Here is a 12,933-nt window from a genome sequence, read left to right as displayed (position 1 = left end):
GGGCATCGACACCATGCAGCGTGAACACATGCTTGGAAATGTCGATCGCAATCCGTTTATACTCCATCTGGGCGGCTCCCGATGTTGGTGTCTGACAACCCAACTATGGCACAGCGATGCCGGGGGGGCCGTCCACCCTAACAATCTTCCTTGATCGTGACCGATCAAGGAAGATTTCGTGTTGCCTCAGACGCCGGGCGGCGGCATACGCCGCCTTGGCTTACGGCACCACGCGGTGCCGGGCCGGCAGTCGCCGGCCTCCAATCTGCCAAGGGTCAAACCCTCGGCAGATGGGTATTATGGCCAAATCCATGCGTGCTGGGACCTTTTGGCAGCTTGACCAGCAGGTTCCACGCCGTATGTCTTGTGGTCAGCGCCATTTCTCCGGCGCCAAAGCCCCCGAGGGAGTATCACGATGAAGTCCCTGTTTGCCGCTTTCGCCCTGACGGGCGTCGCCATGCTCTCCGCCGGCACCGCCATGGCGCAGGACGCCGCCAAGGGCGAGGCCGTGTTCAAGAAGTGCATGGCCTGCCACCGCGTCGGCCCCGATGCCAAGAATTTGGTCGGCCCCATCCTGAACGGCGTTGTCGGCCGTACCGCCGGCAAGGTGGAGGGGTACAAGTACTCCGACATCAACCATAATTCCGGTGAGGCCGGCCTGGTCTGGGACGAAGCCCATCTGTTGGATTATCTGGCCGACCCGCAGGGCTTCCTGAAGAAGTTCCTGACGGAGAAGGGCAAGGCCGACAAGGCGGTGGGCGCCACGAAGATGGCCTTCAAGCTGCCCAACGAGCAGGAACGCAAGGACGTCATCGCCTTCCTGAAGACGAAGTAACGGGCCAGGGCTGCGATCCTATACCAATCCGCCTTGATCATGACCGATCAAGGCGGATTTCCTGTTTCCTGATTCGCCGGGCGGGCGCATCTGCGCCCTTGGCGGATCGGTATCAAATGACCGCAGCCCTTGATCGCTGTTTTGCGCGGGAAGCATCAGCCCGATGGGTCTGATCAGGCGGAGTGAACCGCCGCCGACAAGAGTGACAGGCGGCTGCGCACGATCTGTTCGGCCAGCAGCCAATGTTCGAGATCACGGCCTACCGGTTGCCCTTCGGACAGCCAGAGCAGATAGGCCTCCTCCGCGACCTGGGCGCCGGTGGGCTCCACCGCTGCGGCGGTGACAATGGCCGGGGCGGGTTCGGCTTTCTTGGCGCGCGGCTTGGCGGGGGCCTTGGCTTTCTTCACTGGCGGTGCCGCCACCGGCTCGGTTTCAGGAACGGACAAAGCTTCGGATTTGGCTGATTTGCGCGGCATGGGGCGTCTCTCCATCGCAGGGGCCCAGGCGACCGGGCACACCGTATGGTGCACCGCAACCGGAAAAATTTCCACTTCCTTCCTTTGGGTTGCCTCGTATTTCCCGTATCCGCTCCTTTCGGATTATGGCACCGCACCCAAGACCTGCAGCACAGGCAGGCGGCGGCGGGCAAAGGTGTCCCAACGGTCGGCAAGTTCGGCCTTGTGCCGTTGCGCCGTCGTGATCGGCTTGCCATCGCGCAGCACACGCTGCCCGGCGGTCTCCAGCGTTTCAAAAGCGTGAAGCGCGGGATCGGCGCCGGCGGACAAACCGGCCAGAAACAGCTTTTCCACCCGGTCGATGGCGACGCCGCCACCGGTCACAGGGCTGGCCAGGGCGGGCATACGGTCATTGGCCACGGCATCCGCCAGAAGCAGCGCGTTCAACCGGCCGCAGCTTTCGCGCCGTTGCGCTAACCCGTCCGCCGGCAGGGCCGGGGCCACCAGATCCAGTGCCTTCAGAACCGCCAGCGCCTCCGGCCCCTGTTGCGCCAACGGCGCCAGCAATTCATCCTCCCGCTGCGGACCCGACAGCAACGCCGTCAGGATGGCGTGGGCCGCATCGAACGGCACCTCCATCGGCCGGGTGGCCGGAGTGGCGCGCCGTGGCAGGTCGCGCGGGTGGCCAAGGGCTGCCCAGGACCGCGCCGTCACCGGCCATGTCCCCCCACCCGCCCGGATGAACAGGTCACGGCGAAACGAGCGGTTGGTCAGGAAGTCGCGCAGCAATTCGGCAAAGTCCGGGTCATCCGCCGCTGCGCTCCCCCCGGCGGTAAGGATGGCCTCCCGCAGTGCCTCTTCCTCCCACCGGTCCGCCGCCCGTCCCTGCGCCGCCAGGCGCAATCCGGCGGGCGCCAACGCCTGGGCCAGATCGGTGAAATAGGTGGGGTGCCAGCTCTCATTGAAATATTCATGGGCCAGATAATCCACGGGTCGGTCCAACAGCGCGTCCAGACGGGTGGCCACGGTGGGATTGATCCGGAAATACCCGGCCTCCTGCGCCCGCAGCCGCTGTGCCAGCGCCAGGGAGCCGCCGATACGGTCCGCCAGGCCCCCCTGCCCCCGCCGCGCGCCCGCCAGCATCAGTTCACGCAGCGGCAGATATTGCGCCCAGCCCGGCAGGACATTGTAGCCCAGATAGACCAGCCCACCCGGCTTCAGATGCCGGTCCAGGAAGGCCACGATCTCCGCCCGCTGCTGCGGCCCCACCCAGGACCAGACGCCGTGCAGGGCCACGATGTCGAAGGCCGGAAGGTCGGTGGCCGCATAATCGGCAAAACCAAGCGTGCTGACCGACAGGTTGGTCAGGCCGGCACCCTCGGCCAGCCCGCGCGCATGCGCGACATGATCGGGGTTGATGTCGTTGCCCCAGAAACGCGCCTGCGGATTGGCGGCCGCCAGCAGCGCCAGGCTGAACCCCTGCCCGAAGCCCAGTTCACAATAATCGAACGGCAGCCCCGGCCGGATGGGCGAGCGCTGCCCCAGGGCGTCAGCCATGGGCCAGGGCTGCAGCTCCGCATGGAAGCCGTAAGTATAGCCGATCTCCGTCACATAGCCGTCGGTCCAACCCCGCATGGTCCCCTTCCCTGCCCCACCCGAACCCTGTTTTCATGGCATGAAGCCTTGAACTCGGCTATGGAAAGCCCCGGCCCTTCGACAGGAAACAGGCATGCGCTACGGAAAGCTGGAAGTCATCTGCGGACCCATGTTCTCGGGCAAGTCCACGGAGATCCTGAAGCGCGCCATTTGGTACACGCACGGCACCGGCTCCCACATCATGCTGCTGAAGCCGGCCTTCGATGTGCGCTATGCGGAGAACCGCGTCGTCAACCATGATGGTATCGGCTTCGATGCCATCCCTATCACGCGCATGCCCACCGTGCCGGACAGCATCAAGGCCGTCTTCATCGACGAGGTGCAGTTCTGCGTGGAACCGCATTATCACGGCGATCTGGTGGAGGATGTGCGCACCCTGCTGCACCGGGGTATCGATGTCGCCGTGTCGGGCCTGGACATGGATTGGCGCGGCCGCGCCTTTTCCGTGACCGCCACGCTGGCCGCCATGGCGGATGGTCTGTGGAAGCTGAAATCCCGCTGTGCCGTTTGCGGACACGAGGCCCATAAGAGCTTCAAGAAGCACCGTAACGACCGGACCGTCGAACTGGGCCAAGCCGACCTGTACGAACCCCGCTGTAACCTGCATTGGCATGACCATAGCGAGGCGCCGGGCCGGGAACTGTCATTGGATTTGTGATAAGCGCACTGGTGAACCACGCCACGATGCGCTATCCCGCCCAGCAGCAAACGACTTTCAGGAACGAGTGAGCAAATGAGCAAGTGCCCCTGCGATAGCGGTCGTGAATTCGATGCCTGCTGCGGCCCCTATCTGGCCCGCACTGAACCGGCCCCGACGCCGGAAGCGCTGATGCGGTCACGCTACACCGCCTTCGCCAAGCAGGACGTGAAGTACCTGGGCGAAACCCTGCTGCCCGGCACGCAGGATGATTTCGACGCGGAGCAGGTCACCGAATGGGCGTCCAAAAGCATCTGGACCGGCCTGGAAGTACGCTCCACCGCCGATGGCCAGACGCCTGACGAGGCCTATGTCGAGTTCGTGGCCAAGTTCACCATGGACGGCAAGGACCTGATCCATCATGAAACCGGCCGCTTCAAGAGCCAGGATGGCCGCTGGTGGTATGTGGACGGCGTCATGGGCCAGCGTCCCCGAACCGTGGTGAAGGTCGGCCGCAACGATCCCTGCACCTGTGGGTCAGGCAAGAAGTTCAAGAAGTGCTGCGGCGCCTGATAGGCGTCACCTATCATCGCCATCCGATCAATCGATTTCCCTGTCGTCGTCCTTCCTGTCATCCTGTTGCCGGTGGTGATTGAGCAACATGGAAAGCCGTGGTTCTTGCTGAAAGAACCATGGCTGGAGGAAGGACGATGCAGCGCAAATCCCTGGAAAAGCTGATTCAGTCGCTGCGCCTGCACGGCGCGGGTCTTTCGGCGGAAAATGGCCGTTTGGTCATTGAAGGTTCAGCGCCAGCGGATATCTTGATGCAAGCGCACCGCCACCGCAGAGCCTTGGCGGCGATGGTGCGTGTCCGTTCCTGACCGGGGCGGGCCTTGCCCCCCTGTCAGAGTATGGCCTGAAGTGATCTCCCATAGCCCCTCCCCCGCCCTGCCCGCCGGACATCCGCCTGTGAAGGCGCCGAAGATCGGCGTGTTGCTGATCAATCTGGGCACACCAGAGGCAACCGATTATTGGTCGATGCGCCGCTACCTGTCGGAATTCCTGTCCGACCGGCGCGTGGTGGAGGTGCCGCAGGCCATCTGGCAACCCATCCTGCAGGGCATCATCCTGACCTTCCGGCCCCAAAAAAGCGGCCATGCCTATGCCGGCATCTGGAACCGGGAACTGAATGAAAGCCCCCTGAAGACTTTCACCCGTGCCCAGGCCGACGGGCTGCGCGCCGCGCTGACACATACCCATGACGACAGGGTCATCGTAGAATGGGGCATGCGCTATGGCCATCCATCCACGGCCAAGGGCATCGACAGCCTGCTGGCACAGGGATGCGAGCGTATCCTGCTGTTCCCGCTTTATCCGCAATACAGCGCCACCACCACGGCCACGGCCTGCGATCAGGCCTTCCGCCACCTGATGACGTTGCGCCGGCAGCCGGCCATCCGGACCGTCCCTACCTATCATGACGATCCCGCCTATATCACGGCGCTGGCCGCCGGCGTTTCCCGCCACCTGGACAGCCTGTCCTGGAAGCCGGATCGGATCATCGCCTCCTTCCACGGCCTGCCCAAGATGTACCTTGAAAAGGGCGACCCCTATCATTGCTACTGCCTGAAGACAGCCCGCCTGCTGCGGGAAAAGCTTGGCATGGATGCGACGACCCTGACCCATGCCTTTCAGTCGCGTTTCGGACGGACGGAATGGCTGCAGCCTTACCTGGAACCGATGGTCAAGGCACTGCCGGGACAGGGGGTGAAGAAGCTGGCCATCCTGGCACCCGCCTTTGTCAGCGACTGTGTGGAGACGCTGGAAGAGGTGAACCAGGGTATCCGGGAGACTTTCCTTACCGCTGGGGGGACTGACTTCACCTATATCCCGTGCCTGAACGACCATCCCGACCATACCGGCCTTTTGCGCGCCATTGTGGAACGGGAACTGTCCGGCTGGATCTGATCCATCCTTACCCCCTGGGGGCATAATCATCCCGCTTTGGTCCCCAAGGTTTGTTGACCCGCGCCCTTGTTAACTCTACGCTTACCAAGATGGTGGCTGCCGACAAGGGGCACGGGTGCGGCGCGCGGGCACGCTTTTACTGGCGGTGTTATTTCCGTTCCTGTCGGCGGGGGCGGAGCCGACGCCGTTAAAGCTGGTGACCGGCAGCGATTACGCCCCTTATGTCGATGATACATTACCCGGCGGCGGCCCTGTCACAAGGCTGGTGCGGGAAATATTCACTACGGCCGGTATAACCGCCGATATCAGTGTCGAACCATGGCGACGCGGGTACGAAGGACTGCTGGCCCATCGTTTCGATGCCACCTTCCCCTATATCCGCACCGAACAACGGGCACGCGAGGTGTTGTTCTCCGACCCCATCACCATCGTCCGTCAGCATCTGGTGGTTGCCATCGGAAATGAACGGGCCGCCATGGCGACAGGCTGGATGAAGGGAAGGCGGGTTTGTGCGGCCGTGGGATACGGCCTGCCAGCATGGCTGAACCTGCTGATCCAACAAGGGGATGTGCAACGCGTGACGCCGACGCAGCAGCGGAGCTGCCTGTCGATGATCATTGCCGATCGTGCGGATTTTATGGTGGAGGATGACCGCATCGCCGACGCACGCCGCGCGACGGTGTCAGAGCGGGAAAAGCTGGTGACCGTGCCCGGCCCCGCCGCCAGTGAATCCAGCCTGCATCTGATCGTTGCCCGCGACAATCCCCGTGGCCGGGAGATATTGGACATCTTCAATCGCGGTCTGGCCAAGATGCGGGCCAATGGATCACTGCCGGAAACGATAACGGGAAGGCCCCCGTCGTAACCATTGCCCCGGGGCCGGGCAGCGCCTATTTTGTGGCTTCATCATTTGTGGACTTACGCCATGGACCTGATCATTGGCCCCGATGGTGCCATTACCCTGACGGCAGAGATGCTGGAACATCTGGGGTTGAAGCCGGGCGACCGTCTATCGGCGGTACTGGCGGCGGGCCACCGGGTGGAACTGGCCCCGCCTGCACGGGCACCGGGCGAGAAATTGCTGAAAAGCATGCTGGGTCGCACAGCGAAGGGCTGAACCCGGACAAAAAGAAAGCCCATGTGTTGGCATCCATGGGCTTTTAAAGTTCTCTGGAGAGCGGAAGCGCTACATCCTTACCGCCTGGGGGCGGGCCGGCTCCGGACGGGTAACCAGATACAGGGCCACCAGTGCCATGGCCCCGATGCCACCGCCCGCCAGCCAGGGATGATTGCCCGCCATAAACAGAAGCAGACCGGAACCCAGGCTTAATCCACCCAACGCCGCCAGTTTGCCCCGCCGTGCGATCGCCCCTTGTTCGATGAACAGGCGCAACGGCGGCCCCAGCCGTGGATGCTTCAACAACCACTCAGCCCGATGATCGCCAAGCCGCAGCAGGCACCAGACGGACAGCAGCAGAAACACGGTGGTCGGCATCAGCGGCACGACAACACCGATCAAGCCCAGCAACAGGAACAGGCTGGCGCCCAGTCGGTAGAGACCGCGCGTCAGGGCAGGGGGCAATGCGTGGCGATGTTTCACGTTCATCCTCCGGACGGCAATTGCGACGTCGCAATCACGGCCAAAATCAGGCTGAAATCACGGTATCGCTCTGGGTTTCTGCGGTACAATTGATTGTTCGGATGGTTATGATTGGCGCGACCTATTGCGCACCTGCGAGAGAGCGCCCATGAATCTGCGTGACCTGCGCTATGTGATCGCCGTTGACGATCACCGGCATTTTGGCCGGGCCGCGGAGGCCTGCCATGTCAGCCAACCCACCTTGTCGGGGCAAATCCGCAAGCTGGAGGAGATGCTGGGCATCACCCTGTTCGAACGGACCAACAAGTCCGTGATCCCCACGCCGGCCGCGGAACAAATCCTGCCGCTGGCGCGGGCGGCCGTGGAAAAGGCCGACGCCATCACGGCCTTGGCGCAGGGCTGGCGCGATCCTTTGGCCGGTTCCTTACGTCTTGGGGTCATCCCGACCCTGGGCCCCTATCTGATCCCACGCATCCTGGGTCCGCTGAAACGCGATTATCCCAAGCTGGACCTCGTGCTGTGGGAAGATATCACCGACAATCTGCTGGCCCGGCTGCGCCGACATGAACTGGACGCCGTGCTTCTGGCCACGATTGTGGAGGATGACGACATTCCCAGCCTGCCGCTATTTGACGAACCGTTCCTGCTGGTCCTGCCGGAAGGCAATCCCCTGGCGGCACTGCCGATGATCGGCGATGAAGATTTGTCGAAGGTTGAGATGCTGGTGCTGGCCGATGGCCATTGTCTGCGCGACCAGGCGCTGGCGGCCTGCCATCAAACCGGTGCCGGTCGCGCCGATCTGCGGGCGACCAGCCTGGAAATGCTGCTGAACATGGTGGCGGCGGGGTACGGCTGCACCCTGGCCCCCGCCCTGGTGGTGGCGGGGCGGACGGCGCCGGTCCCCGGCACGGTCGCGCGGCCGCTGGCTCCCGGATCGGCCGGGCGCACCGTGCGCCTGGCCTTCCGGGAGACCTTTCCCCGCCGGCAAGCGGTGGAGGCGGTGGCCGAAACAATCCGATCCTTACGGCTCGGGGGCGGTTAACCCGCCCTCACCTTCCGGATCCATTCGACAATCTCATCGGGATTCACCCCATGTCCAAAGACACGGACAAAATCCCCATCCCGGTTCATCAGATAGATGAAGGCGGAATGATCCATCAGATAGTCGACCGTGCCCGCTTCCTCCGCCGATATTTTCTTGTAATAGGCGCGGTAGGATCGGGCGGCCCCGGCAATCTGATCCGGCGTGCCGGTCAGACCACGGATTGATGGGTGGAACAGGGCCACGTAATCGGCCATCTGCGTCACCGTATCCCGCTCGGGATCGATGGTGACGAACAGGGCCTGGGTGTCGGCCAGTTCTTCCGGCGATAGCTGATCCAGGGCCTGCGCGATCAATTGCAGGTCGGTGGGACAGATATCGGGGCAGAAACTGTACCCGAAATAGACCAGCGAAAGTTTGCCTTTCAGGATGTCCTGCGTGACCGCCTGCCCCGTATGGTCGGTCAGGGAGAAGGGGCCGCCAATCGCGGCGCGCCCCTGTCCCTGTTCCGCCTTCTGCGGCGATAGGTGATCGGCAATCAGGACGACGGAACCCAGCAGGGCGGCGGTCGCCAGCACAGCCAGGCCGGTCCAGAATGTCCGGCGCTTCATCGAGCCACTGCCGGCTTAGTGCTGGTGGCCGGCATGGTCGCCATGGCTTCCATGGTCCTGCCCCTGCATCGGCCCCATGGCACCCGGCCCCTGCACAGGCACGGTTACCGCCACCTCTCCCGCCTTTTCAAAGGTCAAGGTCAGGGGGAAGCTGTCCCCCTGCTTCAGCGGCGCCTTCAACCCCATCAGCATGATATGCAGACCGCCGGGCTTCAGTTCCGTCGGCGTTCCGGCATTGACGGCGATCCCGCCCTCGACGGGCCGCATCCTGGCCACGCCACCTTCCATCAGGTGGGCATGCAGTTCGGCCTTGTCGGCCACCGGGCTGCTGGCACCAACCAGCTTGTCGGCGCCGGCATCGATGTTCAAGGTCAGGAAGGCGGCACCCGCCTTGGCCTGCGGTGCGGAAGCGCGGGAGAAGGGGTTGGAAACGCTGATCTCCGCCTGAGCGGCACCGGCCAGCAGCAGGCTGGCCGCAGCAGAAATCAAAAGGGTACGGGCGATGTTACGCATGATGGATGTCCCGATGGATATGGATTGGGGGGGGCAGAAGGGCAGGGGGCATTACATGCCCGGCGGCCCGCGCGCGCCCAATCCCGTAATCCACAGCCCGACCCGTGGGATCAGCGCATCGACGATATCGGCCGCGACAATGCCCCACCGCCATGGCAGCGGCAGCATGGCCGGTTCCACCGGAACCGACAAGGCCGGCAGCAATCCGAAGGGACAGGCCGCCAGATGCTCAAAACCAGCAGTATTCGTGCTGATATCACCCCGGCGTGGTTCCGCCACACGGCAGATGGTCAGGGACAATTCCCCACGCCGCAGCGCCTGCGCATCCGGCATATAGCCGCGCGGCAGCAAGGCGACGAACAGCAGTACCGGCAACAGCATCCGCGCCGCCCAGCCCCGCCACCCGCCCTGTCGCATGATCATGGCGCCATCCATGCCCCATGCGATGCCATGTCAGGGGGCGCCTGTCCATTGCTCTGTTGTCGCAAGGCCAAGCGTCGTGATGCCATCGGTCGGGAATTTCGACCGGTGGCATCAATGCAACCGCGCCCCGGCAGGGGGACAGGTCAGTTCGGGCACACGGGCCGAAGACAGGTCATAACCGCCATCCAGCAACAGGCGGGCATAGCCGGTCAGGGCATCACCCGCCACCTCCGCCGCCTGCCAGGGCAGCCAGGCGGACAGGACCCGCTCCACGGCCATCCCTTCACCGCCCTGGATGGATTGTATGGTACTCAGCAACTCCGCCTCGTCATCCGTCAACCGGGTGCAGGCGGGACAGCCCAGGGCCGGTGGATGACGGGAAGCGACCGCGAAGATGCGCATCAGACGGTCGATGCTGAGAGGTGCCAGCGGCGCCCCCGCCGACACGAAGACATCCCGCAACAGCAAGGCCGGACACCGCCCCTGCCGCGCACAGGTCGCCCAGTAGCGCAGCCCCCACAAGGCCAGGCGCGCGGCCGGATACAACGCCACGAAGGGCATGTTGGCCGCGATGGTCTGTCGGCTTCCACGGATCGGTGTACGGTGATCGGTCTGCATGCTGTTACCCTCGGCTGGGATGCGACGTCGCAACAGTATCGCTATTGATAATCATTCTCAATAGATCATTCGGCAGTTGCCAGCATGGCCGGTGCCCGTCATCCTGAACCCACCAACCAGTCAGGCTTCCCATGGGTACCGTGATCCTCACCCGTCTGGCGGCGCCCTTCGGCATGTGGGAAACCCACGCGCCCGAACCGTTGGACCATACGCCCGACAGCATGGTGGAACTGCGCGATCAATGGCGGGAATGCGGGGGTGGGAAGGCTGTTCCCCGCGCCCTGGATTTCACACCGGTGGCACTGCGTCGTCTGGCGGGAGATCTGGCCCTGGTCGATCTGCGCCCGGGCGTCGATCAGGCCCGCTATCTCTGGGCGGGCCCCAACCTGGTGCAACTGTTCGGCAGCCCCCTGACTGGCCGCCTTCTGTCGCAATGCTATAGCGGCCAGACGCTACGCGAAGTGCGCGACGCCTATCGCCGCATGCTGTCCATGGGCGGCCCGGTTTTCAGTGACCGGCGCTTTCGGATTTTCAGCGAAAAGCTGGGTTATCACCGGCTGCTTCTGCCTTTGCTTGACGATCACGATGAAATCGGATTCGCCATGCTGATGATTCTGCCCAAGGGGGGACTCCGCTCCGCCATTGAATGGCGGGGGCTGGAAATGGAGCTGGATCTGATCAATGCCCTGCGCGTCGAGGACCGCTGACCCCGATCCTTACGGCCTGGGGGCTCCCCCAAAAGGTAAGGGAATCGGGTCATCCTTACTCCCTGGGGGCATGAAGCCCACCCTTTGATCCTTACGCCACGGGGGCACCTTTCCTTACGGCTCGGGGGCATGTAAGGCGCAGATTGCCGTACGCGACTCCAGGATGGCAAAAAAGGACCGAGCGTAGAGAACGCGAGTCTCCTTACTTCCCGGGGGATCATCACCCTTACATCCTGGGGGAGGGCTTTCGGGAACACCCGATGCCCCCAAGCCGTAAGGTTTCCCCCAAACGGTAAGGAATGCCGAGCATGCTGATCATCTGGAGTCGCTGATCCCCCGACCTGTAAGGAATAGCCACCGCGAGTCGGAGGGGGATGAGGACGGCGCGCCTATCAATATCCCTGTCATCCTCACACAAAATCCTGTCCTGATTTTGTTCCAAGATTCTTACTAAAGATTCATAGAAGCGAAGAGCCGCGGATTCCCTGGGGTTTTCAGCGATATTCCTTACAGGTCGGGGGAGGGTATCCGTACATCCTGGGGGCGTTTGGCACACGCCCCAGGGCGTAAGACTTGCCCCCATCCCGTAAGGGCGGATGATTCCCTGTGGAAAACGCCTTTCCTTACTTGCCTTCGCTGTAAGGAAGGGACTAGCTTGCCGGCACGGAACAGGGGAACCATCATGCCGCCAAGCCGCCGCAAGACCAGCAGTGCCCAGCCGGCGCGCGATGAGGCATTGGCGGCTATCGTACCCTATGTCCCGACGGCGGGCGATACCGGCGTTGTCATCGACGTGGAGGGCAGCCTTGTCGATGCCACCCGGCCGGACAATCTCCCCGCCCTGGACCGGGCCGGACAGACGGCGCGGGTCGCGGCCGCCACCTTTGAACGCGACGGTTACAAGCACCTGATCAAGGCGGCGGAGGCGGTCTATTCCTACCCGGCCAACGGATCGCGCCTGTCGCTGCCGGCGCAGAAGATGCTGAACTTCATGATCCATCTGGCCGGCAGCCAGAATTTCGCCAACAAGCTCTACCGCCTGCCCAAGAAGGTCGTCCGTGGCAACCACAAGGGCAATGAGCGTATTTTCGACGCGCTGAAGGAGATCTACGAAAGCTCCCTGGTCGTCATCGGGCCGTTCCGCGGGCGTCGCAGCCGGGCGGAACTGCGCATCCTCTCCTCCTATGTCCGGCCCGAGGACGAGGTGGAGATCGACAGTGCCGATATCCATTTCCAGTTCACCGACGCCTTCCTGGAACTGCAACGGTCTTCCCAGCTCTGGGCCCGGCTGTCGGGGCCGGCCATGGTGAAGGTCACCAGCACCTATGCCCTGAAGCTCTATGAGATCGGGATGCAGCGATACCAGATGGATCACCCGTCACTGACCCTGGATATCGAGACGCTGCGCAAGTTGCTGAACGTGCCGGAGGGGGCCTACAAGGATTTCGGCATCCTGCGCACCCGGACCATCGACCGCGCCATGGCGGAGGTGAACCAACTGGCGCCCTTCCGTGTCGACATGCCGGAAGAGAAGATGAAGCGCAAAGGCCGGAAGATCGAGGAGGTGACCCTCGATTTCCATGCCAAGGACGAGGATGAGGCCGCCGACACCTTTCTGGAACGTGAGCGTCATTCGACCGGACGCAAGACCCGGCGGGAAGGCGGGGAGGGGGCCCGTCCGGTCATCGCCGCCGCCGCCCGGTCGCTGCCCGAACCCGAGCCGCCATTGCCCGACGCTGATGACGCCGAGGCCCTGTGGGCCGCTGCCCGCCACGCCCTGGGCCAGAAGCAGGTGCCGGCCCCGCTGTTGCGCGACCTGTCCGTCGTGGGGATCGAGGAGACGGCGCGGGGCACACGCAAGCTGGTCC

The 12,933-nt window shown here is 63.6% G+C and carries 17 protein-coding genes; 10 read left to right on the top strand and 7 right to left on the bottom strand.

Annotated features, from left to right (window positions below; translation table 11 throughout):
• Positions 1-415: 415 nt before the first annotated feature.
• A complete protein-coding gene (locus KBA48_RS29070) occupies positions 416-835 on the top strand; it encodes a cytochrome c family protein (RefSeq protein WP_292912190.1) in 420 nt (139 codons plus the stop codon).
• A 173-nt stretch (positions 836-1,008) separates the two neighbouring features.
• On the opposite strand, the gene KBA48_RS29065 is transcribed toward KBA48_RS29070, so the two are convergent.
• Together KBA48_RS29065 and KBA48_RS29060 are read right to left on the bottom strand one after the other, a co-directional pair.
• Complete coding sequence (locus KBA48_RS29065) at positions 1,009-1,311, bottom strand: DUF2934 domain-containing protein (RefSeq protein ID WP_292912189.1); 303 nt, start codon at positions 1,309-1,311, stop codon at positions 1,009-1,011.
• A 123-nt stretch (positions 1,312-1,434) separates the two neighbouring features.
• Positions 1,435-2,925, bottom strand: coding sequence for a class I SAM-dependent methyltransferase (locus tag KBA48_RS29060; RefSeq protein ID WP_292912188.1), 1,491 nt, complete (start codon positions 2,923-2,925; stop codon positions 1,435-1,437).
• A gap of 94 nt (positions 2,926-3,019) precedes the next feature.
• On the opposite strand from KBA48_RS29060, the gene KBA48_RS29055 reads away from it, so the two are divergent.
• The 6 genes from KBA48_RS29055 (at position 3,020) to KBA48_RS29030 (ending at position 6,668) form a co-directional block, all read left to right on the top strand.
• Complete coding sequence (locus KBA48_RS29055; RefSeq protein ID WP_292912187.1) at positions 3,020-3,604, top strand: thymidine kinase; 585 nt, start codon at positions 3,020-3,022, stop codon at positions 3,602-3,604.
• A gap of 75 nt (positions 3,605-3,679) precedes the next feature.
• The gene (locus KBA48_RS29050) at positions 3,680-4,156 is read left to right on the top strand and encodes a YchJ family protein (protein WP_292912186.1); all 477 of its coding nucleotides are present in this window, start codon (positions 3,680-3,682) and stop codon (positions 4,154-4,156) included.
• A gap of 137 nt (positions 4,157-4,293) precedes the next feature.
• Positions 4,294-4,464, top strand: coding sequence for a hypothetical protein (locus KBA48_RS29045; protein ID WP_292912185.1), 171 nt, complete (start codon positions 4,294-4,296; stop codon positions 4,462-4,464).
• 88 nt (positions 4,465-4,552) lie between these two features.
• A complete protein-coding gene (gene hemH / locus KBA48_RS29040) occupies positions 4,553-5,551 on the top strand; it encodes a ferrochelatase (protein ID WP_367273890.1) in 999 nt (332 codons plus the stop codon).
• 115 nt (positions 5,552-5,666) lie between these two features.
• Complete coding sequence (locus tag KBA48_RS29035; RefSeq protein WP_292912184.1) at positions 5,667-6,416, top strand: ABC transporter substrate-binding protein; 750 nt, start codon at positions 5,667-5,669, stop codon at positions 6,414-6,416.
• 60 nt (positions 6,417-6,476) lie between these two features.
• Complete coding sequence (locus tag KBA48_RS29030; RefSeq protein ID WP_292912183.1) at positions 6,477-6,668, top strand: AbrB/MazE/SpoVT family DNA-binding domain-containing protein; 192 nt, start codon at positions 6,477-6,479, stop codon at positions 6,666-6,668.
• Between the two features lie 69 nt (positions 6,669-6,737).
• Here KBA48_RS29030 and KBA48_RS29025 read toward each other — a convergent pair whose 3' ends face one another.
• Positions 6,738-7,151, bottom strand: a complete 414-nt coding sequence (locus KBA48_RS29025; protein WP_292912182.1) for a YbaN family protein — start codon at positions 7,149-7,151, stop codon at positions 6,738-6,740.
• A gap of 148 nt (positions 7,152-7,299) precedes the next feature.
• Between KBA48_RS29025 and KBA48_RS29020 the strand changes: the two genes are divergently transcribed.
• Positions 7,300-8,193, top strand: a complete 894-nt coding sequence (locus KBA48_RS29020) for a LysR substrate-binding domain-containing protein (protein ID WP_292912181.1) — start codon at positions 7,300-7,302, stop codon at positions 8,191-8,193.
• Here KBA48_RS29020 and KBA48_RS29015 read toward each other — a convergent pair.
• The 4 genes from KBA48_RS29015 to KBA48_RS29000 form a co-directional block, all read right to left on the bottom strand.
• Complete coding sequence (locus KBA48_RS29015) at positions 8,190-8,804, bottom strand: SCO family protein (protein WP_292912180.1); 615 nt, start codon at positions 8,802-8,804, stop codon at positions 8,190-8,192. The two genes, KBA48_RS29020 and KBA48_RS29015, sit on opposite strands and share 4 nt — an antisense overlap.
• 15 nt (positions 8,805-8,819) lie before the next feature.
• Complete coding sequence (locus tag KBA48_RS29010; RefSeq protein ID WP_292912179.1) at positions 8,820-9,317, bottom strand: copper chaperone PCu(A)C; 498 nt, start codon at positions 9,315-9,317, stop codon at positions 8,820-8,822.
• Between the two features lie 51 nt (positions 9,318-9,368).
• Positions 9,369-9,740, bottom strand: a complete 372-nt coding sequence (locus KBA48_RS29005; RefSeq protein ID WP_292912178.1) for a hypothetical protein — start codon at positions 9,738-9,740, stop codon at positions 9,369-9,371.
• A 111-nt stretch (positions 9,741-9,851) separates the two neighbouring features.
• Positions 9,852-10,358 carry a hypothetical protein gene (locus KBA48_RS29000; RefSeq protein ID WP_292912177.1) on the bottom strand — a complete coding sequence of 169 codons (507 nt, stop codon included), beginning with the start codon at positions 10,356-10,358 and terminating at the stop codon, positions 9,852-9,854.
• A 131-nt stretch (positions 10,359-10,489) separates the two neighbouring features.
• On the opposite strand from KBA48_RS29000, the gene KBA48_RS28995 reads away from it, so the two are divergent.
• Both KBA48_RS28995 and KBA48_RS28990 read left to right on the top strand, forming a co-directional pair.
• Positions 10,490-11,065, top strand: a complete 576-nt coding sequence (locus tag KBA48_RS28995; RefSeq protein ID WP_292912176.1) for a PAS domain-containing protein — start codon at positions 10,490-10,492, stop codon at positions 11,063-11,065.
• Positions 11,066-11,747: 682 nt separating this feature from the next.
• Positions 11,748-12,933: replication initiation protein (locus KBA48_RS28990; protein ID WP_292912175.1), on the top strand; the 1,186-nt coding region annotated here is incomplete at its 3' end.

Origin of the sequence: Niveispirillum sp. (genome assembly GCF_017996735.1) — a bacterium.
GTDB lineage: Bacteria > Pseudomonadota > Alphaproteobacteria > Azospirillales > Azospirillaceae > Niveispirillum.
This window is presented reverse-complemented; position numbering and strand designations above follow the sequence as displayed.

What these genes read in the sequence shown, in the direction of transcription:
- KBA48_RS29050 (WP_292912186.1), top strand. Translation starts at nt 3,680, where the DNA reads ATGAGCAAGTGCCCCTGCGATAGCGGTCGTGAATTCGATGCCTGCTGC.
- KBA48_RS29010 (WP_292912179.1), bottom strand. Translation starts at nt 9,317, where the DNA reads ATGCGTAACATCGCCCGTACCCTTTTGATTTCTGCTGCGGCCAGCCTG.
- KBA48_RS29030 (WP_292912183.1), top strand. Translation starts at nt 6,477, where the DNA reads ATGGACCTGATCATTGGCCCCGATGGTGCCATTACCCTGACGGCAGAG.
- KBA48_RS29000 (WP_292912177.1), bottom strand. Translation starts at nt 10,358, where the DNA reads ATGCAGACCGATCACCGTACACCGATCCGTGGAAGCCGACAGACCATC.
- KBA48_RS29055 (WP_292912187.1), top strand. Translation starts at nt 3,020, where the DNA reads ATGCGCTACGGAAAGCTGGAAGTCATCTGCGGACCCATGTTCTCGGGC.
- KBA48_RS29060 (WP_292912188.1), bottom strand. Translation starts at nt 2,925, where the DNA reads ATGCGGGGTTGGACCGACGGCTATGTGACGGAGATCGGCTATACTTAC.
- KBA48_RS29070 (WP_292912190.1), top strand. Translation starts at nt 416, where the DNA reads ATGAAGTCCCTGTTTGCCGCTTTCGCCCTGACGGGCGTCGCCATGCTC.
- KBA48_RS29020 (WP_292912181.1), top strand. Translation starts at nt 7,300, where the DNA reads ATGAATCTGCGTGACCTGCGCTATGTGATCGCCGTTGACGATCACCGG.
- KBA48_RS29005 (WP_292912178.1), bottom strand. Translation starts at nt 9,740, where the DNA reads ATGATCATGCGACAGGGCGGGTGGCGGGGCTGGGCGGCGCGGATGCTG.
- KBA48_RS29045 (WP_292912185.1), top strand. Translation starts at nt 4,294, where the DNA reads ATGCAGCGCAAATCCCTGGAAAAGCTGATTCAGTCGCTGCGCCTGCAC.
- KBA48_RS28995 (WP_292912176.1), top strand. Translation starts at nt 10,490, where the DNA reads ATGGGTACCGTGATCCTCACCCGTCTGGCGGCGCCCTTCGGCATGTGG.
- KBA48_RS29015 (WP_292912180.1), bottom strand. Translation starts at nt 8,804, where the DNA reads ATGAAGCGCCGGACATTCTGGACCGGCCTGGCTGTGCTGGCGACCGCC.
- KBA48_RS29065 (WP_292912189.1), bottom strand. Translation starts at nt 1,311, where the DNA reads ATGCCGCGCAAATCAGCCAAATCCGAAGCTTTGTCCGTTCCTGAAACC.